Genomic DNA, 22,390 nt, shown 5'->3' with positions numbered 1-22,390 from the left:
CCTATCGGTCCTTTTTCTTGTTCAGCAGGATTTTCCGCGCCTGAGTTGACAGCACCGACTGAACATTCTTGCTCTTTGCCAGCGAAGCGAGATCCTTTTCGTTAAGAGTCATGAGAAACCGCAGTGCCATAGGGAGCGGAGTCTTGACGTTTTCCACCAGGGCTTTGCGGATCTGATAATTCTTTACCCATTCCTTGTTGGCGCAAATTATCCGCAAAATCTCGTCATTCTGAATGGAAGACTTGAGGATTGCCAATACTTCGGCCTCGGTAATACGTGGGTTCTTGACCACCGTACCGGATACGAGCTTATTGGCATCCTTGATCAGAATCATTCGCCATTCTTTGTCACCGGTCTGGGCAAACTTGATTTTTTCAGCAACCCCCATGATTTGCGACAACTGGTATTTGCTTTTAAACTCCTCACTCTCCTCGTCGACCGGTATATCGTCTTCCCCTTCGGCTCCTTCAGTCGCCGGTTCATCCGACTGATTCCCCGCTCCCCGCTGATGGCGCTCGGCAACAATCCCTTTCGTTGCAAGAAAAGCAAGGGTCTCGTCATCGCAATGGGGATGCCCGGCTATTCGCGATGCCAGTTGCACGTTGCCAAAATGAAGCCGCGCCAAGGCGTTCAGCAGCTTTGGATGTGCTTCATGGCACTGCAGCACCGCATCCAGGATTTCGTCCGGCAGATTTCGAAATGCCGCCCGGGCTTTTGTATGGATAACCGGGTCGGAATCGCCGGCAAGCAGAAACAGCACTGTCACGCGTTCCTCGGGAGCGAGATGGAGGTCATTCTGAATAACTCGCAACTTATCTTCCGAGGGTGTCTCCCTCTTCAAGAGCGCAGCGGCGGTAGCAGACAATTTGAACGTAACTTTCAGTGTCTATCCCCCCCCCACCCCGGATCGGCAACCAGTTCAAGCAGATCGAGGCACAGGACGATTATCCTCTAGGGCGCTTTTTCGATGACTGACGCCGCCAGTCCCTGCTTTTTAAGTCTGCCAACCGCCTTCAGCGCTTCGGTTCGTGTGCTGAACGAACCGGCCGTCAACAGTAAAGTCGGTACCGGAACCGAGGCATTTTTCAAGGTCACCGTGACCCCCTGGCCCGCCAGGCGATCACGTTCCTTGAGGGCACGTTCATGCAGAAAATACGAACCGGCATAGACGCGGTACGTGCCACCCTCATTCAACATAAAGGCCTCTGCCGTGGCATCGTGAAGCTTGGCCAACTCTTTTCGTGCACTTTCCTGATCGGCATATTCGCCGAAATACAAGCGAATCATCGGCTCCTTAACCTTCGGCCCCTGTTTGACAACCGGTGACAACCCGGCGGCTTGCAGCTTGCCCTTCACCTTATCCATTGCCGAAGGGACAACATAATCGCCGATTTTTAGCGTATATTCACCGTGCTCTTCAGGCTTGCGAGACTGGGACGGCTTTTTAACCGCCTCCTCCTTGGCTGAGGTCGCCTTGGCAGTCTTCTCCTTGGCCAATTTGGCTTTGGCGGCAGGAGACTCTTTCGTCGCTTTCGCCTCAGGCTTTACCGCGGGCTGGTGTTTTACGGCGACAGCCTGTTTGGGCGTCACTTGTTTCGCCGAGCTTTCCGGCTTGGCAGCCTTTGGTGCTTCTATCTTTCCGGTCTTCGGAGCTTCCGGCTTGCCGGATCCGGCTTTCGGAGCTTCCGGTTTGGCCGGTCGCAAAGCCTCCGGCTTGACAGGCGAAGCCTTTGCCTGCTGGCTCTTAACCGGCATGGCAGGCGCCTGCTCCGCCTTGACAGTGGCTGGCTTACCCTCAGTTTTCTTCTCGGCGGTTGTCTCGGCCTGTTTGCCGGCTTCTGTCGCGGCAGGGGCCGGTTCTGCCCCCGGGCGCGGCGGAATCGGCTGCTTCACTTGCGTAGTCGCCGCCGGCTGAGGCTGTGGCGCTTCGGCCCGCGGCCGGATCAGCCCGGTGAAGTAATAGAGGTAGCCGAAAACCGCAACAAGAAGCAACAACACCAAGAGCAGCACCCTGGTGTTGCTTCCTCCCTTGCTGGCCGTACTGTCGTCCGGCTCCTGATCAAAATCTCTGTTCATTGAATCCTGTCCTCCCCCAATGCCACAATCAGTGGTTATTCTTGCTTTCGGTCTTGGGAGCCTCGGCAATCACCTTCTGTGCCAGATGGCTCGGAACTTCTTCATAATGGGAAAATTCCATGGTAAAGAGACCACGGTCACTGGTCATCGACTTAAGATCGTTGGCATAGCTCAACACCTCGGCCATCGGCACCACCGAACGGATAATCTGTGAATTGGCTTTCGGTTCGACCCCCACTACCTTGCCCCGCCGGGAGTTGAGATCACCGATGACATCGCCCATCGTTTCTTCAGGGACGGTAATCTTCATGGTCATAATCGGCTCAAGCAGCACGACCTTGGCAGATTCCATTGCCTTCTTGAAAGCGAGCGAACCGGCGACCTTGAATGCCATTTCCGACGAATCGACGGTATGGAACGAGCCGTCGTAGACCGCCGCCTTGAAGTCGACGACCGGATAACCGGCCAGGAAACCATCCTGCGCCGCCTCGAAAATACCTTTTTCCACGGCCGGAATATATTGACGCGGGATGACCCCGCCGACAATCTTGTCTTCGAAGTGGAATCCTTCGCCACGCGCCAAGGGGCTAAACTCCACCCAGCAATCGCCGTATTGCCCACGGCCGCCGGACTGTTTCTTGTATTTTCCCTGCGCCTTGATTTGCGCCTTGAACGTTTCCAGATAGGGAACTTTAGGCGTCTTCATCTCTACGTCAACGTTAAACTTCCGCTTTAACTTTTCGATTGTAACTTCAAGATGTACCTGACCCATCCCGGAAAGAATCAACTCATGGGTCTTGTCGTCGCGGCGACATTGCAGGGTCTGGTCTTCCTCCATGAGCCTTTGCAAGGCGCCATGAATCTTGTCTTCATCGTTCTTGGTTTTCGGTTGGATCGCATAGGAGATGACCGGCTCAAGGGGTTTGGCAGGTTCAAAGACGATAGGGCGATCTTTGTCGCAAAGCGTATCGCCGGTCATCGTTTCCTTCAATTTGGCGACGGCGACAATGTCACCGGTTACCGCCTGTTTGATCGGTTTCTGCTTCTTCCCTTCCAGTTCGAAAATCTGGCCGATGCGCTCCTCGCAGTCGCGGACCGGATTGTAGACCGTTGAATCGGCATTGAGCACCCCTGAATAGATCCGGAATATCGTGATCTTGCCGGTATAGGGATCAGAAGTGGTTTTAAAGACCAAGGCAGCAAATGGTTCGCTTTCGTCGGGACGACGCTCCTCGAGCTCGCCGCTCTTCGGGTTGGTGCCAATGGCATTGCCGCGATCTAGCGGCGAGGGAAGGCAATGACAGATATATTCGAGAAGATGGGCGACGCCGATGTTCAATACGGCAGAACCGCAGAAAACCGGGGTAAAAGTCTTGCGCAGGGTGCCAATTCGCAGCCCGTCGAGAATTTCCTCTTCCGTCAGTTCGCCGGTCTCGAGATATTTCTCCGTCAAGGCATCGTATGCTTCGGCCACCGTTTCAACCAATATCTCCCGGAGACGCTGGGCCTCATCCTGATACTCGGCGGGGATTGCCTCTTCGGTAAATTTTCCGTTGCCCTCATTGTCGTACCGGTAGGCCTTCATCTTGACCAGATCGATAACCCCTTCGAACGTTTCAGCGGCGCCGAGCGGCAATTGCACTGCAACTCCGCGGGCGTTAAGGGATTTCTCCATATCGTCGATAGCGCGAAGAAAATTGGCATGTTCGCGGTCCATCTTGTTGACAAAGGCAATTCGCGCCTGCTCGAATTCGTTGGCCCATTCCCAGATTTCCTCCGTCTGGACCTTGACGCCGGAAATCGCCGACAGGATCACCACTGCGCCGCCAAGCGCCCTCATACAGGCACGGGTATCGGCGATGAAGTTGCCGTAGCCCGGCGTATCGGCGATATGCAGCGAGAAACCGTTCCATTCGCAGTGATTGAGAGATGATGAGATCGTAATCTTCCGCTTGATCTCCTCGGGTTCGAAATCCATGGTAGATGTCCCGTCGTCGACCCGTCCCTGTCGATCGGTCATCCCCGCAGTGTACAGGATGGCTTCAGTAAGCGATGTCTTGCCTGCGCCGCCGTGAGCGACAATTCCGAGGTTTCTCAGCTTTGCGGTATCATACTTGCCCATACATCCTCCCGATGAATAAGGTTTCGGTCAACTTTGACCTCGATTCCCGCTGCCTTAAAGCTTTAATGATCCTTGTTGCGATGGTACAGTATCCGCAGTCCCTCCAATGTAAGATATTCTTCTATGGCCTCGATGGTTTTCGATTCAGGGGTAATCAGGCTTGCCAAGCCGCCGGTCGCAATAACCCGGGGCGTATCCTTGCTCTCTTTGCGCATCCGGTTGACGATTTCGTCGACCAATCCGACATACCCGTAAAATATACCCGCCTGCATGGAGTTTACCGTATTTTTAGCGATGACCGCCGGCGGACAGACAATCTCGACCCGTGGCAGTTTGCTCGCCTTCTGGAAAAGAGCCTCCATGGAAATCATCAACCCGGGAGCGATCGCCCCGCCGCAATATTCCCCCTTCCGATTCACATAGTCAAAGGTAGTGGCGGTACCGAAATCGACAATAATCAGCGAGGTATGGTACTTTTCATAGCCTGCCACGGCATTGACTATCCGATCTGCCCCTACCTCCTTCGGATTGTCGTAGAGAATCGGCATCCCGGTCTTGATCCCGGGGCCGATCACGTAAGGCCGGAAGCCGAAATAGCCGACGGAAAGCTTTTCCAGGACCCCCGTCAGCGTCGGGACCACCGACGAGATGATTATCGCGTGGATATCGGCGAAACCTATGCCGGCAATACGAAAAAGCTCATGGACCAGAATCGCGTATTCATCCGTTGTCTTCGCCTTATCGGTAGATATCCGCCAATCCCTGATCAACCGTTCCCCGTCGTAGATTCCGAGGACAATATTGCTGTTCCCGACGTCGATTACTAAGAGCACGCCTCCCCCTCGTTGCAGATTGCTACATCACCGGCCAGCACCCGTTCATGCCGTCCGCCGGCACAGCTCAAGACCAGCCCCCCGTGCTCATCGATTCCCTCGACTACACCAACCACGACATTCTCGCCGCTGGTGACCCGAACGGTACGGCCCATGACCGCGCTATGGGCAAGCCATCGACGCCGCAACGGCTCATACCCTTCGGCAAGGTACGCGGCATAGAGAGCGTCGAGGGATTCGAGCAGTACCCGGGCAAATTGGAGCCGATCGATCTTCCGCCCCGCCTCGATGGCGAGCGAGGTCGCCGGATGACGCAGATCGACGGGGAATTGCTCGCGATTCATATTGATATTCACCCCGATGCCGAGCACCAGGAAATCGACCCGTTCGGTTTCCGCGCTCATTTCGTTGAGCAGCCCCGCAACCTTCTGCCCATTGACGAGCACGTCGTTCGGCCATTTGATGACCGGCTGGAGATTCGTGGTCCGCAGAATGGCGTCGACCACCGCCACCGATGAGACGAACGTGAGTTGCGGCGCGTAAAGCGGCAGAATCTGCGGCCTGAGGATCACGGAGCAATAGAGATTCACCCCTGCCGGCGACTCCCAGCGTCGGCCGAGGCGCCCCTTGCCACCCGTCTGATGGTCCGCGATGACAATAGTTCCTTCAACGGCTCCCTGCTCGGCCAGCCGGTATGCAACCAGATTCGTTGAATCGACTTCCTGCAGACAGGTAATCCGGGTGCCGATGCGCTGCAACGGGAGGCCGGCGGACAGTTCGGCGGAGGTAAGAAGATCGGGGACGGAGACGAGGCGATATCCCTGGGATGGCACCGCTTCGATAACATACCCGAGAGACTTGAGGGTATTGATGTGCTTCCAGACGGCTGTCCGGGAAATAGCGAGCAGCCGACTCAACCTCGCACCGGAAACAACCCCTTCATTACTGCGAAATACTTCCAGAATCCGCCGATCGATCTCCCGATCAGAGCCGGTGGCAGCGCCGGGAAGCGCCCTGCTCACTCTGCCTCCAGCAGCATTGAGATGTCCATGGCTCGGGCTGAGTGGGTCAAAGCCCCGACCGAAATTATGTCGACGCCCGTTTCCGCGATTCGACGAACCGAGTCGAGATTTACCCCACCAGACGCCTCAACCAGCGCCTTGCCGGCAATAAGGGCGACAGCCCGGGTCATCATCTCGCAATCCATGTTGTCAAGCATGATGATGTCGGCACCGGCCGTCAACGCTGCGGTTACATCAGCCAGGGATTCAGTTTCCACTTCGATCTTCATGGTATGGGGAATGTAGGCGCGGGCCCGATTAACCGCCTCTTCGATTCCACCGGCAGCGGCAATATGGTTCTCCTTGATCAACACTCCATCGTAAAGCCCGGTCCGGTGATTGATCCCCCCCCCGACCCGCACGGCATATTTCTCAAGAACCCTCAACCCCGGTGTGGTTTTCCGGGTATCGACAATTCTGGCACCGGTACCTTGAACTGCTTCAACGTAACGGGCGGTCAGGGTGGCCGTGCCGCACATTCGCTGCAAAAGATTCAAGGCAACCCGCTCGCCCTGGAGAAGGGAGGCCGAATCACCCGCCAGTTCGGCGACCACCGTCCCGGCAGAACAACGCTCGCCATCGTGGTGAATCGCCTGAAAGACAATCGTCGGATCAAGGTATTGAAATACGCGGTTTGCCACCTCGATGCCCGCCAAGACCAGAAACTCCTTGGCAATCAGCCGGGCGCGAGCCGTCCGCTTGTCCGGGACAACCGCCAGCGTTGTAATATCACCGGTATGGATATCTTCCGCCAATGCATTCTCGATGATCCTATCCAGACCGATCACGTCACCACACCTCACAAGTAAATTGTGCCTTATATAACACAGTCTGCGACCCCCCGCAACCGCAAAGAGGACGGGCAACGGCGCCTCTCCCCTCGTCTGTTGACTTGGCAGTGGCGCTGGACTAGAATGGAAGAATTCAACCAAGACTTTTTAAGGTTTCTTAATGGATTCCAGGCGCCCAACCACACGGTTCACCCTCATCCAGAAGCTGGTGGTAAGCTATGCCGCCATGCTGTTCCTTACCACGAGTGCCCTTATTTTTTCGGTAATGGGGATTTATTCCCTGAACAGCACCGCGAAAGAGATCGCCAGAACCGACCTGTTCAACATCGATGCCACGAACCGGCTCCGCGATTCAATGCTTTCCCAGGAGCGTTTTGCGGGGAAATATGTCATCCTCGACAGTCCGGAATTCAAGCAGATGTTCCATCAGCGACAGGATGAATTTCTGGCGATTCTCGACCAGATGGGAAGACGTTCAAACGACGGCAACTTCCGGGCCGTCGTAACCAGCTATGATATTTACCGTAAAGCAGTTGCACGCGCCTTCGAAGCGGGGATATCCAAAACCATCCCGGCGCAACGGGAAGCGGATCAAGTCATCGTGCAGATCGACAAACTTGCCGCCGCAAGCCAGAAACAACTCAACCGTAAACTGGCCAATGCCGACCGGCGGGAAACCGCCACGGTCAGGCTCACCCTCATTCTTTCCTTTTCGGGCTTTCTCCTGGCGCTTTCCATCGCCGGGTTGTTTATCCACAACATCTCCCGTTCGATCGGTAAACTCAAGAAAGGGATGCACCGCATCGCTGAAGGCGATTTCGAATACAACCCACAGATTCCGACAGGAGATGAGATCGGAGCGCTGGCGGACGATTTTGTCCGGATGGGGAAAAAACTGAAAGAGCTGGAACGGATGAGCCTCGATGCCAGCCCGTTGACCAGACTCCCCGGCAATATCGCTATTGAACGCATCCTCAACAAGCGACTGTTGTCCGGTGAACCGTTTGCCGTCTGTTACGGGGACCTGGACAACTTCAAGGCATACAACGATCACTACGGCTACATCAAAGCCAGCGAAGTAATCAAGTTAACCGGCAAACTGATTTACGAAACGGTGCGCCAGGTTGCCGGTGCCGATGCCTTCGTCGGCCATGTTGGCGGCGACGACTTTGTTATGGTGGTAGCAGCTGAACAGGCAGCCCCGGTATGTGAAGCGGTTATTGCCCGCTTCGACGATTTCATCCGTGAACATTACACTGTCGAAGACCTTGCCAAAGGAGCTATTGAAGGTGTCGATCGCTATGGCGTCGCCCGAACGTTCCCGATCATGAGTATCTCAATCGCCGTGGTAATTTCACAGCAAAACGAATATGCTTCAGCAGTGGAGATCGCCAAGACGGCGGCAGACATCAAAGAACTCCTGAAAGGAACGCCGGGTAGTAACTATTTGGTCAACCGGCGCAAAACGAATCGATGAATCTTCGCCTTCTCAGCACTATCCTGCTGCTCTGTACCCTCTCCGGCTGTGCTTCGCTCCAGAAATCGATCGAGGGATATCGACAGCGCGCCAGCCAGAAGGAGCAACTCGGCCGGGCAATCGATTTGATGGTGAGAGGGGACACCAGACACGCAACCGCCATCCTGCAAAGCATCACCGCCGGCAGAGGAACGCCGGGAATTACCGATGAAGCTCTCTTCCGGTTGGCCGTCCTCTCTTTACCTGACGATCTCGATCCCGAGGATATGCAGCGGGTGAGTCGTCCTCTGGAGCGGTTGAAAAAGGAATATCCGGCAAGCTCGTGGACGGCACAAGCGGCACCACTTGCAGAATTTGTGGCGACCATTCCCGGCCGTATCCAGACTGCAAGCGAACTGCGCCGGCAACTCAAGTCACTGCGGGAGCTGAACCTCTCTCTAACGCGCGAAAACAAAGAGCTACGATTGAACATTGAGAAACTCAAAACTCTCGATCTGGAAATCGAACGCAAAAACAAACCATAGTATGTCAATTATTCCGACAGCCACCCCGCCAAACCTGTAAAGTTTTTCAACACTCCACCCCCTTATCCCGGCCCGTCGCACGTAAACCTGTTGAAATGCGGGTTTTTCTCAGCTATTATTAATGGCATTTATATTGCTATTCTACATTAGCGCCCGCCTATGTATTTTGCAGATTAAATCCACTTTCCGGGAAACGGATCGATGACTATCCTGCCCGACAACCTGCAGCTGTTCGAGCGAAAATTTTCCATCCTCCAGGAAATCTCCGACGCCCTGGTGATGACGGATAATATTGGTGCCATCGCCAACCTGATGCTCGATCTGGCTATCAATTATACAACAGCGGAAAAGGGCTCGCTGATGCTGCTCAATGAACGGGAAGAGCTCACCATCCTGGCCGCGCGGGGTATCGATCTCGCCCTCCTCAAGAGCTACCGGGCAAAGGTGGGTGACGGCATCGCCGGCATTGTCGCGCAAAACCGCACCCCCGTTCTCGTCGAAGATATCGAGAAAGAGCCTCGATTCCACGGCCTGACCCGTAACCGTTACAAGACCCGCTCATTTATTTCATGCCCGGTCATCAGCAAAAACCGTTTGCTGGGTGTCATAAACATTAACGACAAAATTGATGGCACACCTTTCAGCGAAGACGAATTTTCCCTCATAAAAATCATCGCCAACCAGGCAGCCATTGCCCTCGAAAATGCGATGCTGGTCAATCAGCTGCGCTTCAAGGCCGCCGAACTGGAAGGAATCAACCGCAAACTGATCGAAAGCGATGTTGTCAAAACCGAATTTATAACACGCGTTTCCCATGAACTTCGCACGCCACTCAATTCAGTCAAGGGATCCATCTACTATCTGCAGCAATCCAACCAGCTTTCGCGGCAGGAGCAGCAGGAATTCTACGATATCATTTCCGGAGAAACGGACAAGCTCATCACAATAGTTGAAAATCAGCTGGATTTCCTCAGATTCGAAGATGAAACCATGATTATCAACAAAACGGTTGTCGGTCTGAAGGATGTGCTGGATGAAGTGCTCAACTCAAAGAGCATCAAGACCCTGCTCGCCCGCAGGAATATCGTAATCAAGGTCGATGTCGACGAGAACGCTTCCGACATCGTCGGTGACCGGATTCGCGTCGTTCAATTCTTTATGAACATCATTGAGGGGTTGAGCCATTTCCTGATTCGCGATGACGATATTGCGATCTCCGTGCACGAAAACCATAACATCACGGTAACTATCAAACTTCCCCGTCAGCTGCCGGAAGCAATTCTTCCCTACCTGTTCAGTTCCAACCACTTGTTCCAGGCCGAGCATCCGGAAGAAAAATTAAAGCTCTATCTGGCCCGCAAAGTTGTCGATCTGCACCGTTGGGACCTGATGGCCGAAAACACCGGCAGTGGACTAAACGTCGCGCTGGTCATCCCGAAAAGCACCCGCCAGAAGGTCGATGCGGTTATCAATTCAACTATTGAGATGTTCCTGGAATTCATTGCCGAGGTGCTGGACCTGAACATCTGCTCTATCATGCTCAGCGACGAGTTGACCGGCGACCTGATGATCAAAAGCGCCAAAGGGCTTGACGATTACCTGATCAAACAGACCAGGGTCAGGCTGGGCGACCGGATTGCCGGCTGGGTTGCCTTGGAAGGAAAGCCGCTGTTCATCGAAGATATCGAACACGATCCACGTTTTGGCCGAAAAAGTATCTCTCAATACAACAACAAGTCGCTCATTTCATTGCCACTCAAAATCAACGACAAAGTCATCGGCGTCCTGAACCTCAACAACAAACGCACCGCTTCGCCGTTTACCAACCAGGATTTCGAGATGGCAACCCTGCTGAGCGAACGGGTCGCCTCCTTCATCGAGCAGCTCTATACCGGCGAGCATCGTGAAGACGATTTCCGCCAGTTTATGACCACCTTTGACAGCCTGATCAACGCCGAAAAGAAATACCACAAAAAAGATTCGTTGCTGCCGGAACTTACCCTCCGAATCGTCCGGCTGCTCCACCTTGACAAGCGATTGGAGAAAGCGGCGCTTTATGCTTCGATGATGTACGACCTGGGACTGGTCCTGCTTGAGGAAAGCATTCTCCAAAAGCGGGAGAAGCTGCTTCCCGCGGAACGGAACAGCTTGAAGATCCATCCTTACACGACGGTAGGGTTACTCAACATTATCGAAAACTCGGAAGAGGTCAGACAAGGAATACTGCACCACCACGAACGGTATGATGGGCAAGGCTATCCGGACGGATTGCATGGCGAGGATATTCCGATAATCTCTCGCATCCTGGCAGTCGTCGATGCCTACTGCGCAATGATCGAAGATCGACCTTACCGGGAAAAACTGACCGAGTTCCAGGCTCTCGAGGAAATCCGGAAAAGTACGGGGATGCTTTACGACCCGCGTATCGTCAAGGCGCTGGAGGAAGCCGTCGCGGAGATTGTCCCGCAACCAACCGACGGACAGGAAAAAATACGTTACTCCATCAACAGTTGATCCCATGTTTTCGGATAAGATCGTATAATGTCGGCCTGCTGACCGCCAACTCTTCTGCCGCCTTGGCGATATTCCCCTTGTTGTTGGCGATTGCCCCCTTGATCATTTCCCGCTCGACCCGGTCGCGTGCTTCCCGCAATGTCATGTTTTCCAACGCCGTCAACTTGTTACCCAGCGGTCTTTCGGTAAAGCCGAGATCGTCCGGCTCAATCAGCGGCGCAGTCGCCATCAACACGGCCCGCTGGACCTTGTTCTCCAACTCCCTGACGTTGCCCGGCCACCCGTAGGCCTCCATATACTCCCGAGCCGTCGGGCTGTACCCCTTGATCTTTTTCTTGAATTCACCGGTAAACCGCTTGAGAAAGTAATTGGCCAGCTGCATTAGATCGTCTCCACGGTTTCGCAACGGCGGCAGCAATACGGTTACCACCCCGATCCGATAATAGAGATCCTCCCGAAACTGCCCCGTTTCCATAGCTTGGCTGATATCCACGTTGCTGGCGGCCACGATACGAACGTCAACGGGAATATCTTCTCGCCCCCCGACTCGCTGAATTACCTTCTCCTGGAGGAAACGGAGCAGTTTCACCTGCAGAGGCAACGAGAGTTCACCGATCTCATCGAGGAATAGCGTCCCTTTGTGCGCGTACTCAACCTTGCCGAGTACCCGGTTAAGCGCCCCGGTAAAAGCGCCCTTCTCATGGCCGAACAACTCCGCTTCCAAAAGGTTTTCCGGAATTGCCCCACAATTGATCGGGACAAATGGTCCATTCTTGCGCAAGCTCATGCCATGGATTGCCCGTGCGACCAATTCCTTGCCCGTACCACTTTCACCGGTGACCAGCACCGAAACATCTGAAGGGGCAACCTTTCGAATTGTCGAGAAAACAACTCCCATCTCGGGGCAATCGCCGATGAACCCTTTAAACTCTCCGTCGTATTCATTGAGGGCACTCTGGAGACGTCGATTTTCCTCCTCCAGAACCTGTAGATGGAAGGCCCGCTTGATGATGACTTTTAATTCGTTCAGATCGATCGGTTTCTGGTAAAAATCATAGGCTCCCAGCTGCACGGCCTTGACGGCATTGCTTCGCCCTTCATTACCGGTAATCACAATGATTTTGGTGTCAGGAGCGATGCGCAGCATTTCTTCGAGGCAACGGAATCCCTCTTCGGAACTATCCTCGTGAGGTGGCAGCCCGAGGTCGAGCATAACAACCCCCGGCTGCTGCTTCCGAAAAATATCGAGGGCCTCCCTGCCATCAGCTGCGAGGAGCAGCGCATAATCGTTGCCGATTCCCCAGCGCAGCTGGCGACGAATGTCCTCGTTATCATCGACAATCAATAGCTTTTCCATAGAAGCCCGCCTGTCCTAGAGAATGGATGCACGTTACCGGAAAACAACTTCTGCCGTCGCGGCACAAGGGACTCAGGGCCGTGCCGGACCGGGCAACAGGACGGTGAACACCGACCCTACCCCCACTTCGCTTGTCACGTCGATTCTTCCGCCGTGTGCTTCAACAATCTGCTTGCACTGATAGAGACCAACACCAAGTCCTTTGGATTTTGTCGACTTGAACGGTAAAAAGAGCTGCCCCCGCAGAAACTCTTCCGAGATGCCGCAGCCCTGATCTCTGACCTTGATAAATGGGGCCTCTTCCTGGCCCACCTCGACCGTAACGGGCCCCTTGCCATTGGTAGCCTCCAAGGCATTGACCAACAGATTCACGAGCACCTTGAGCAACTCGTCACGGTCGGCGCTAGCCTCGATATCGGTCCCTGATACGGCAATCGCACCATTATCGGCAACCATCCCGGCCGCCTCAGCCGCGAGTTGCAACAGCTTGACCGGTTCGCAGGTGAGCAGCTGTTTCTCCGGCAACTGACGCAATTTAGAGATAAGAATTTTCATCCGGTTAACCGTATTGGCCAGTGTCCCAAGCATATCTTCCTGGAATTCGGGATCGGTGATGTGGCTGTGGGCATTGTCAACGGTAAGAGACAGGGTATAGACCAGGTTCTTCAAATCGTGCAGGATAAAAGTCGAGAGCCGCCCCATAACCTCCAGCTCGCGCGATTGGGCCAAGTCTTCGGCAAGACGGATATTTCTGAGTGCCGATGACGCTTGGCATGCCAAGGTTTTCATCAAGTCGTAATCTTCATAGTGATATTGCTCATTCTGATTGACCGGGTTTCCCATGGCCAGGATCGCTTCAAGTTTGCCGGAACCAAACAGCGGCACCAGGAACGTCACCGCGTAGCCCTCGACAAAATGCCGCTGTTCCTCAGTAAGGCAGATGTCATCGTCCCGAAGATTAACCACCCATGAGCGCTCATACATAGGCTTCATCACGGGATCGGCATTCCTGAAACAGACCTCGCTCCGGGACATTTCATGTCCGGCCCGCCAGGCAAAAGATTCTCCGTCATCGTTACTCACGAACAACCCGCCATTGCCCATGGCAAAAATCTCGCAGTATCCGGAAAGGATTGCCAACATCAGCATATCCTCACCTCGCGCCTTGGCGAGACGATCGGTGAACTGCAGCCACTGTGTCCGGTAATCGTATTTGCTCTGGTAAAAATTCTTGTGAATGAAGACTTTGAGTTTTCGTTTAACCGTCTCGGAGAGCAACACCAGCAGGAGACACACCCCGGCGATGAATGCTCCCCCGATCGCCATGGCACGCTGCGGAGCATTGCCAAGATAGCGCAACCCTTCGCCAAGAACGCCAAGGACGATAAGGTAGAGGCCAACCGCCAGGAGGACCACCGATTTATACGCAATGCTCCGAGAGACGGCAATTTTCACCTTGTCTTCCCGGGCAATGGCCGAATAAAGCATCATCGCCAGCGCCAGGATCAGCACGAGCGACCGCGCCGGGGCCAGATTCATGTTGATCGTTCGGTAGAGAAGTCCCTGGCTGTAATAGAAGATCAGCATCGCCAGAAAACTGCCGATGCCGATAAAATCAAATTTGATTTTCCATCGTGAAGCCAGTGCTGCATTTGCATACGTCGACTCAAGGTTGATCAATGCGATAACGATCACGACCATCAACCCGAGATAAAAATAGTAGCCGACGTTGGAGAGAAAAAGCACCCGCTCAACGGTAAAGTCGGGAGAATAAAAGAAGGCACTGGTCGGGAAAAAGAAGGGAACGACCGGGAAAATTGCCGTCGCAAGCAATAGGAGCCATTGCAGCGGAGAAATGAGCCGGGGACCGAACTCGCGGGATCGGGTAAGGGAGACCAGTAACCACCCCACCGGCAAGAAAGACTCGGCAGCCAGAGCATATCGCTTCCAGAAAAAAGCACGGGGAGGTGCCGTAACGGTAAGGAGATCGAACACTTCCAGCGAGGTCGTCACAACCAGCGCCAACAGCAAAAACCAGGACGACAGTTCTCCCCTCCCCCGCCACAGCGAGAGCAAAACAACGGCCGCCGCCAGGATGACAGCGACCGAGGAGAGGATGATCTGCATCATCGTCATAGGCTGACCGGTCACAGTCTCCAGTGGCGGAGACCGCCGTTGCGAGCAATCTCCGGAGGCAGGATACCTTTCACGTCAATCAGTACCGGGTTTTCACCCATCAGTCGTCTGAAACTGGCGACGTCAAGCTCCCGCACCTGGCGATGCGCTACCGCGGCCACGATTGCAACCGCCGGACGCAGCTCGGCAAAAGGCACCAGGTGTACCCCATATTCGTGCAGCGCCTCAGCAGCATCCGCCATGGGGTCACAAACCTGAACATCGATCCCGTAATCTTGCAGTTCGCGGATGATGTCGATCACTTTCGAGTTCCGCAAGTCAGGGCAATCCTCTTTGAAAGTAAGGCCGAGGACCGTCACCGTGCTGCCGAGGATGCTATGTCCAGCATGGATCATCTCCTTCACCGCCCGTTGAGCGATGAACTTACCCATACCATCGTTGATCCGGCGGCCAGCAAGAATAACCTGGGGGATATAGCCAAGCTTTTCCGCTTTGTGGGTCAGATAATACGGATCAACGCCGATGCAATGTCCACCGACCAAACCGGGCTTGAATTTGAGGAAATTCCACTTTGTCCCGGCGGCTTCAAGCACCTCGTTGGTATCGATCCCCATTCGGTCAAAGATGAGCGCCAGTTCGTTCATCAGAGCAATGTTCAGGTCGCGCTGGGTATTTTCGATAACCTTGGCCGCCTCGGCAACCTTGATAGTGGTTGCCCGGTGAACGCCGGCAACCACCACCGATTCATAGACGCCGGCAACGATCTCCAGGGTTGCAGCATCTTGCCCCGACACCACTTTGGTAATTTTCGTAAAAGTATGCTCCCGGTCGCCAGGGTTGATTCGCTCCGGGCTGTAGCCAACGGTAAAATCCCGGCCACAGGTCAAGCCGGAGGCCTTTTCCAGCACCGGCACGCACTCCTCTTCAGTTACCCCCGGATAGACGGTCGATTCATAAACAACGATATCGCCCTTCTTAAGCGCTTGTCCCACCGTCGCTGACGCTCGCAGAACCAACGCCAGATCAGGCTGATTGGCATCGGTTACCGGAGTCGGTACTGCCACGATATGGAAGTCTGCCTGGCGCAATTCATCGATCCGATCCGTGAAAAGAATATCCGCGTCCCGCAATTCCTCCGCCGCAACTTCCCCCGTCCGGTCGTACCCCCGACGCAATTCGGCAATCCGAGTCGGGTTGATGTCGAAACCGATGGTCTTTCTCCGCCGGCCAAAGGCAACCGCTACGGGAAGGCCCACATATCCGAGGCCGACCACCGAGATTATCCGTTGTTGATCCACGTTGTTCTCCTCCAGAGACGATTCGATTGAGTGTCGGATAATTTTACACAATATCCGACTAATGAGCAACAAGCGACTTGCTTACCGTAACGCCGATTGCAGCAGACGATATTCTGGGCTCTTCCTGTGGCGCTGCCTATTGGGAAACGACATCCACCACTTTCCCACCGCCCGAAACGCCGGCTATTATTGTTTATCCGTTATTGCGGCAGGTATTCTAGAAGTGCCGGATAGACTGCGTAAATAAAATGCCGGGCGACAGCCATATCCACCGAACTGTCCCCCGCCGAGGGAACTGAAATCCGAATAAATGCAGCATCCCGGCGGCGATGGAAGAGCGAACCCCAAATCTCGGCAGCCTTCAGGGAATATTCATCGGAGAGCGTTTTATGGCCCGCCTGGAACCAATAGACAAACAGCTCCCGATCCTCCCCCTTCTGATACACAGCTTCGACAGCGTGAATCGTTTTTGAAGGGACCGTAACCGATATTTTTTGCGAAGAAGCCTCAAACCAGCCGCTTCCCGGCAGACAGTGCTTCGGGGAATGGATAACGCCACTCTCTTTACCACCGCTGTGATAACCGACATAGAGGGTAACCCGGTGTCCGGCGGCATCGACATACTGTCGATACAAGTAATCCGTCGGTCTGAGGACATCCAGCACTTCACTGCTGAAAACAGTCTGGGCGTCCATCTGCCAGCCACTGAACGCGGCCGGGAATGAAGCGAACGGTTTATTGGGCGGGACAGTCAGATCAGCATGAGTCGTCAGGTAGATGCTTGTCCCAACCAAGAGGATCAAGAGGATGGCAAATCGCCGGTTCCCGATCATCCCTTGCCCTCCCCGTTGTGATGGTTTTTTGTTTTCAATAATGCACCGACAGCGAAGAGCATAACCATGGCCATCGCGAAAACGGCTAAACCGGCAAACTCGTGAAAGAAGCCCTGAGCGGCCTTGGCTCCCCAATACTGAGCGAGAATACCGGTAACGATGACCCGCAGCGCATTCGTGACGATTGCGATCGGTACCGCTGCAACAATAATACCCCATCGCCTCGCCGTAGATTCGGTAACAAAACAGGAATAGGCAACGGCCAGGGCCAGGAGCGACACAAGTGAACGGATGCCGCTGCAGGCATCTGCAACTTCAAGGGTCGTCGAAGGGAACATGATGATATTCCCTTCGCGCAGCACCGCAACCCCCATCAACTGGAGAGCACGGACCGATACCTTGGTAACGAAGAGCTTCAGTGGGAATGCCACCGCATCGTACAGGATATACGGCAGCGGGACCATGAAGACGAGATAGGCTAGCGGCAAACGGAGGAGACGAAAGACTTCTTTACCGAACAGAAACAGTATAACGCCGGCAAGAAGCACGATAAGAGAAGATCTCATCAGGAAATACTCGGTGCCCAGCCAGGCAAGAACCAGCTGCATCAAGGCCAGGACAACAATCGCCAGCCCGAGGCCCGCCGGCCTTATCGCGGTCTTTCCCAACAGTCGCCAGCGGGTATAGACGAAATACCCCGCGACCAACGGCACGATAAACCCATGAGAGTAATTTTCATCGTGGTACCAGTCGCTGACCATTGGGGGAACAATGGTGCCGTAAAGCAGAGCAATCCCACCAAGGAGCAGGATAAACTGATACCGGTAGTGCTTGAGCGACTCAGCCAGGGTCATCGACACTCCATGCAACAGCATGTTGACAATTTACCAACAAGAATACAACGCATAATCAGGCGTTAATGCTTCATCATACAGGACAGCTTCCCCCATTTCAACAAATGGCAGCGCAAAAAAGCCTTCCCGGGGGTCCCCGGGAAGGCTTTTTTGCGACAGATCAGAGAATCGGTGTCAGGTAGTACGGCGAGCAATTACCACGTTACCATTCCTACTACATATTGCAGAAGCAGCAGGGCGTCGTTTACATCAATTTTACCATCGCCAACAGGTTTACCGGTAACGGTATCGAGGGGAGCAACATCTCCGTATGTCTGAATAGCTGTCGTCAGTAAAGTCGGATCACTTACTGCTTTCAGAACTGCCAGCACATCCTTGACCGTAATGGCGCCGTCGCCATCGACATCGCCTTTCATAATCACGACATTGCTCACCGTCACGGTCTGAGAGGAAGACTGGCCAACATTGCCCGCGGCGTCGTAAGCTTTGGCGGAAAGGGTATAGGAGCCATTGGCCAACGCAGCGGTATTCCAGGTAAATGTGTAGGGAGCGGCGGTATCAGTAGCCTGCAGGACATTGTTTACGTAGAACTCGACCTTACTAACCCCTACGTTATCAGAGGCAGCAACACTGACAGTTGCCGTCCCACTAACCGTTGAGCCACTGGTTGGCGAAGAGATGGCAACGGTCGGCGCAGTCGTATCGGCGACGGGGTTGTTCACCGTAGCCGTCACCGTCGAAGATTGCCCCACATTGCCGGAAGCGTCATAAGCTTTGGCGGTAAGGGAATAGCTGCCATTGGTCAGGCTGGTTGTATCCCAACTGAAGGTATAAGGCGATGCCGTATCGGTAGCTTTAAGAGTACCGTTGACGTAGAACTCAACCTTGCTGACGGAAACATTGTCAGAGGCAGTCGCTGTGACGGTTGTAACGCCAGTCACGGTCGTACCCGTAGCCGGAGAACTGATCGAAACGGTCGGAGCGGTTGTATCGTTTTTCACCGTTACCTTAACGGCACTCGACTGGCCAACATTGCCTGCCGCATCGTAGGCCTTGGCAAGCAGCGTGTACGAGCCATCGGCACCAGTCGTGGTATCCCAGGAATAGCTGTAGGGAGCGTATGTGTCGGTACGTTTCAGGACATTGTTGACATAAAATTCGACTTTGCTCACTTTCACGTTATCGGATGCCGTGGCACTTACCGTCACCGTCCCTTTTACGGTAGCGGCGGCGGCCGGGGAGCTGATCGATACGGTAGGTGCAGTGGTATCGGCGGTAGAGGTATTGTTTACCGTGGCGCTCAAGACGGCCGATTGCCCGACATTACCGGCGGCATCATAAGCTTTGGCATAAAACGTATAGGTTCCATCGGCGACATTCCGGCTATCGGCCGTGTAGCTGTATGGCGCTGCAGTCGCAGTATAATCCAGGGCATTGTTAACGTAAAATTCAACTTTAGTCACCCCGACGTTGTCCGAGGCCGAGGCACTTATAGTCACTGTCCCGCTGACCGTCGAACCATTTGTCGGTGAAGTCATGGTTACGGTTGGGGCAGTCGTATCGGCAACCGGATTGCTTACCGTCACCGTTACCGCAGACGACTGGCCGACATTGCCGGCGGCGTCGTACGCCTTGGCGGTCAAAGCGCAACTGCCGTTCGCCACGGACGTTGAATTCCAGTTGAAACTGTAGGGTGCCGCATTGGCAGCAGCAATAAGAACGTTGTTTTCATAGAATTCCACTTTGCTGACCGAAACGTTGTCAGAAGCATTTGCCGCCACGGCAACCGTTCCGGAAATAGTTGTGTTATTCGACGGAGAACTGAGTGCGACGCTTGGCGAAGTGGTATCGACAACCCCATTGCTTACGGTAACAGTTACGGAAGAGGATTGCCCCACATTATTGGCTGCGTCATACGCTTTGGCGGACAAGGTATAGGTGCCGTTGGCCAGCGACGAAGTATTCCAGCTGAAGGTGTAGGGTGATGCGGTATCGGTCGCGTTCAGAGTACCATTGACATAGAATTCAACCTTGCTGACGCCAACATTGTCCGAAGCACTGGCGGTTACAGTCGCGGTACCGCTGACGGTCGAGCTATTGGCCGGCGAGGTGATGGCAACGGTCGGAGCGGTCGTGTCAGTCGTGGTTGAAGTGCCACCGATGGTGTAAGAGTCGGGAATGGCTGTGGTGCTCACAACTAAATCATCGACAGCATACCATTGATCAGTTGGTGTGGATGAAAATGTATTGTTGCTATTTCCTCCAAGAGCGAAAGCGTTCCACCCAAGGGAAGATGTTGACGATGCCTCTTTCCATACAACATCATTGTGGGATTCAACGATATTTCCATCAAACGACCATTCGAGTATACCATTATTCTGCCCAGGATCATTCATTTTTATATGGTAATCGTAACGATGCCATTGAGTATCGGCGAATTTTGAAGTTGGGCCACCGCTACCCCATACATACAAATAATCGTTTTTTTGGTAATTATTAGATGAAGCCAGATTTACACAATAATAATCTGTTGGCGACTGGTCACATCGATACGCAGGTAAATATGAAGCGCTGGCGCTCGAACTTGTGCCAAAATCCCAAAAATACGTAGGAGATGATTCAGCGGCCCATTGGAAAATATTTGAAGTACCCCTCCAATGGGTGACTCTAAAAATCTTGCTTTGTGCACTGGTAGCAGATTGCCAGCCAGATTGGGTGCGCAACCAAAAACGAATATAGAGCTCGTTATAGTTGGCTGTACTACCAAAATATTTACCAATAATCCCATCACCTGGCCAGTTAACACCACTTACAGATTCGTTATATACGATATACGCTTTGCCGGATCCAGAAGTATGGTCAGCCAGATTTCCTGGCAGCCTGCGAATTGATGCAACCGGGTTCAACCCTGTAGACCCTGGGACGGTCCTGTAAAAGTTCCAATTAGCTGGATATGAGCTACTAGTACAAGAAGAAACCGAACACTCACTTCCTTCATACTGACCATTGACATTCCAATCTGTCTGAGAATCAAAGTTATCTTCAAAAACAACAGCACCGTAGCAAGAATAAGCGAAGATGCCAATTACACATAGAATTACTGCATTAACCCTTGCAACTCCCCAAAAAATAGATCTGCGTTTCATTAGTTTACCTCCAATCAATACTTCTGCTTCCCCCAAAAAAAAAGAAACAGTCCGCCAAGCATTTATTGAAACCGCTTGTGGATCTGTTTCTCGCCAACCCGGCTATCCTGAAACTCCTAGGTTAATCTCAGGACCCGTAGCTTTGTGCCCCCAGGTTACCCTGGGTTTACCCCTTCGGAAACAGCACGCTCAAATTTTTTGGGTTTTGTTACTACTATCGACCAACTTACGTTAAAATTTTGTGACCCATGTCACCCGAATTGATATCTCCTCCCGGAAGCTACTGAAGTATCCTTTTAATACCCGTTTACAACTCATATCGACAAGTCAAACAAAAACAATGTGATTAAAGTCACAAAAAAGAAAAGCCGGGGCCACATACCATATTGGTATTTCGGCAACCCGGCTGTCTCGATGAGACCCTGTAGGCTTTCCGCCCCACCTTCGCAGGTGGTTGAGTATTATCGTCTACCGCTTATAAATTTTGGCCTTTCTACCCGACAAATATCAACATGTCAACAGATTTAATTTAATCGACACCAGTAACAGGCAAGTCATAATCGTGTAACTCCGCAATGGAAGGCGGTTCAAAAAAAACTTGCAAATGTATATTAATCGAATAAAATTAAATCATTATCTAACGTGCCAACCACCTAAACATAAACACCACACAAAGGATACGATAATGAAATTACATCGTTTTGGCGACAGCCCAGCAACACGTCAATCAATCCGTTCCTACGCCGGCCACCCGAAACTTGCGCTCATCATACTTGCACTCATAGCACTTTGCATCCCCGGGAATCTTTCAGCAACATTGATAAAAATCGACAACACGCCTATTGCATACGACCCTGCAACTGATTTGTACTGGTATACCAATCTGTCAAATCTAATAGGCACATACGATCAACAAATCGCAACAATTACATCATTATCAATTAGTGGTTACTCTAATATACATATGGCAAACTTGGATGAAGCCGCGTCATTGATAATGGCTATTGACTCTAATAATGATTTATCATTGTTTTCATCTACAGGCGGGTATAGTTCGTCAACATACTGGTTTGGAAGAACGTCTACCATTGGTTTTTCCGACCCCAATATGGGTACTATAAGGCAAGGGTTGTTTTTGCGGTCATATCTTGACAACACATCATTTAACTGGAGATATGTTTCAGACGACAAGATTTCTGTAAGCTCAGAAGATTCATGGGTGAGTGCATGGGTTGTATTGTCAAAAGATCAAGAAACTGTACCTGAGCCAAACACATTAGTATTGTTATTGTTTGGGTTAATTGCCATTGTGAGCGCACACAAAATCAAACAAGTCAAAACACCCAACAAAGGAGTTTGACGAGTCAG

The 22,390-nt window shown here is 53.0% G+C and carries 16 protein-coding genes and 2 riboswitches; of the genes, 4 read left to right on the top strand and 12 right to left on the bottom strand.

Annotation, left to right across the window (positions count from 1 at the left end; translation table 11 throughout):
* Nucleotide 1 precedes the first annotated feature (1 nt).
* From QMN23_RS10145 to nadC, 6 genes are all read right to left on the bottom strand, one after another.
* Complete coding sequence (locus tag QMN23_RS10145) at nt 2-766, bottom strand: hypothetical protein (RefSeq protein ID WP_281999199.1); 765 nt, start codon at nt 764-766, stop codon at nt 2-4.
* 185 nt (nt 767-951) lie between these two features.
* Entirely contained in the window at nt 952-2,076 is a 1,125-nt protein-coding gene (locus QMN23_RS10140; protein ID WP_281999198.1) for an SPOR domain-containing protein, read from the bottom strand.
* 28 nt (nt 2,077-2,104) lie between these two features.
* Nucleotides 2,105-4,198, bottom strand: a complete 2,094-nt coding sequence (gene fusA, locus QMN23_RS10135; protein WP_281999197.1) for an elongation factor G — start codon at nt 4,196-4,198, stop codon at nt 2,105-2,107.
* Nucleotides 4,199-4,260: 62 nt separating this feature from the next.
* On the bottom strand, nt 4,261-5,031 hold the full coding sequence (locus QMN23_RS10130) for a type III pantothenate kinase (protein ID WP_281999196.1): 771 nt from the start codon (nt 5,029-5,031) through the stop codon (nt 4,261-4,263).
* The gene (locus QMN23_RS10125) at nt 5,022-6,053 is read right to left on the bottom strand and encodes a biotin--[acetyl-CoA-carboxylase] ligase (protein WP_281999195.1); all 1,032 of its coding nucleotides are present in this window, start codon (nt 6,051-6,053) and stop codon (nt 5,022-5,024) included. The genes QMN23_RS10130 and QMN23_RS10125 overlap by 10 nt, the downstream gene beginning before the upstream one ends.
* Complete coding sequence (gene nadC / locus QMN23_RS10120) at nt 6,050-6,880, bottom strand: carboxylating nicotinate-nucleotide diphosphorylase (protein WP_281999194.1); 831 nt, start codon at nt 6,878-6,880, stop codon at nt 6,050-6,052. Before nadC ends, QMN23_RS10125 begins: the two co-directional genes overlap by 4 nt.
* A 163-nt stretch (nt 6,881-7,043) precedes the next feature.
* Between nadC and QMN23_RS10115 the strand changes: the two genes are divergently transcribed.
* The 3 genes from QMN23_RS10115 to QMN23_RS10105 all read left to right on the top strand — a co-directional run bounded on the left by QMN23_RS10115 (nt 7,044) and on the right by QMN23_RS10105 (nt 11,398).
* Nucleotides 7,044-8,360, top strand: coding sequence for a HAMP domain-containing protein (locus tag QMN23_RS10115; protein ID WP_281999193.1), 1,317 nt, complete (start codon nt 7,044-7,046; stop codon nt 8,358-8,360).
* Nucleotides 8,357-8,884 carry a tetratricopeptide repeat protein gene (locus tag QMN23_RS10110; protein ID WP_281999192.1) on the top strand — a complete coding sequence of 176 codons (528 nt, stop codon included), beginning with the start codon at nt 8,357-8,359 and terminating at the stop codon, nt 8,882-8,884. Before QMN23_RS10115 ends, QMN23_RS10110 begins: the two co-directional genes overlap by 4 nt.
* 201 nt (nt 8,885-9,085) lie before the next feature.
* Entirely contained in the window at nt 9,086-11,398 is a 2,313-nt protein-coding gene (locus QMN23_RS10105) for a GAF domain-containing protein (protein WP_281999191.1), read from the top strand.
* Here the strand turns inward: QMN23_RS10105 and prsR are convergent.
* The 6 genes from prsR to QMN23_RS10075 form a co-directional block, all read right to left on the bottom strand.
* Complete coding sequence (gene prsR / locus QMN23_RS10100) at nt 11,388-12,755, bottom strand: PEP-CTERM-box response regulator transcription factor (protein ID WP_281999190.1); 1,368 nt, start codon at nt 12,753-12,755, stop codon at nt 11,388-11,390. The genes QMN23_RS10105 and prsR overlap by 11 nt on opposite strands.
* A gap of 72 nt (nt 12,756-12,827) precedes the next feature.
* Nucleotides 12,828-14,906, bottom strand: coding sequence for an XrtA/PEP-CTERM system histidine kinase PrsK (gene prsK / locus QMN23_RS10095; protein ID WP_281999189.1), 2,079 nt, complete (start codon nt 14,904-14,906; stop codon nt 12,828-12,830).
* A complete protein-coding gene (locus QMN23_RS10090) occupies nt 14,903-16,189 on the bottom strand; it encodes a nucleotide sugar dehydrogenase (protein WP_281999188.1) in 1,287 nt (428 codons plus the stop codon). Before QMN23_RS10090 ends, prsK begins: the two co-directional genes overlap by 4 nt.
* Before the next feature lie 200 nt (nt 16,190-16,389).
* Complete coding sequence (locus QMN23_RS10085) at nt 16,390-17,022, bottom strand: exosortase C-terminal domain/associated protein EpsI (RefSeq protein WP_281999187.1); 633 nt, start codon at nt 17,020-17,022, stop codon at nt 16,390-16,392.
* Nucleotides 17,019-17,876, bottom strand: a complete 858-nt coding sequence (gene xrtA / locus QMN23_RS10080; protein ID WP_281999186.1) for an exosortase A — start codon at nt 17,874-17,876, stop codon at nt 17,019-17,021. The genes QMN23_RS10085 and xrtA overlap by 4 nt, the downstream gene beginning before the upstream one ends.
* A gap of 194 nt (nt 17,877-18,070) precedes the next feature.
* On the bottom strand, nt 18,071-21,022 hold the full coding sequence (locus tag QMN23_RS10075; RefSeq protein ID WP_281999185.1) for an Ig-like domain-containing protein: 2,952 nt from the start codon (nt 21,020-21,022) through the stop codon (nt 18,071-18,073).
* 89 nt (nt 21,023-21,111) lie between these two features.
* Nucleotides 21,112-21,203, bottom strand: a riboswitch (cyclic di-GMP riboswitch).
* Nucleotides 21,204-21,415: 212 nt separating this feature from the next.
* Nucleotides 21,416-21,492: riboswitch (cyclic di-GMP riboswitch) on the bottom strand.
* A gap of 215 nt (nt 21,493-21,707) precedes the next feature.
* Between QMN23_RS10075 and QMN23_RS10070 the strand changes: the two genes are divergently transcribed.
* Nucleotides 21,708-22,382 (top strand): PEP-CTERM sorting domain-containing protein, encoded by a 675-nt coding sequence (locus QMN23_RS10070; RefSeq protein ID WP_281999184.1) that lies wholly within the window; start codon nt 21,708-21,710, stop codon nt 22,380-22,382.
* The last annotated feature ends 8 nt before the right edge of the window (nt 22,383-22,390 follow it).

The organism is Geotalea uraniireducens, assembly GCF_027943965.1.
Taxonomy (GTDB): Bacteria; Desulfobacterota; Desulfuromonadia; order Geobacterales; family Geobacteraceae; genus Geobacter; species Geobacter uraniireducens.
This window is presented reverse-complemented; position numbering and strand designations above follow the sequence as displayed.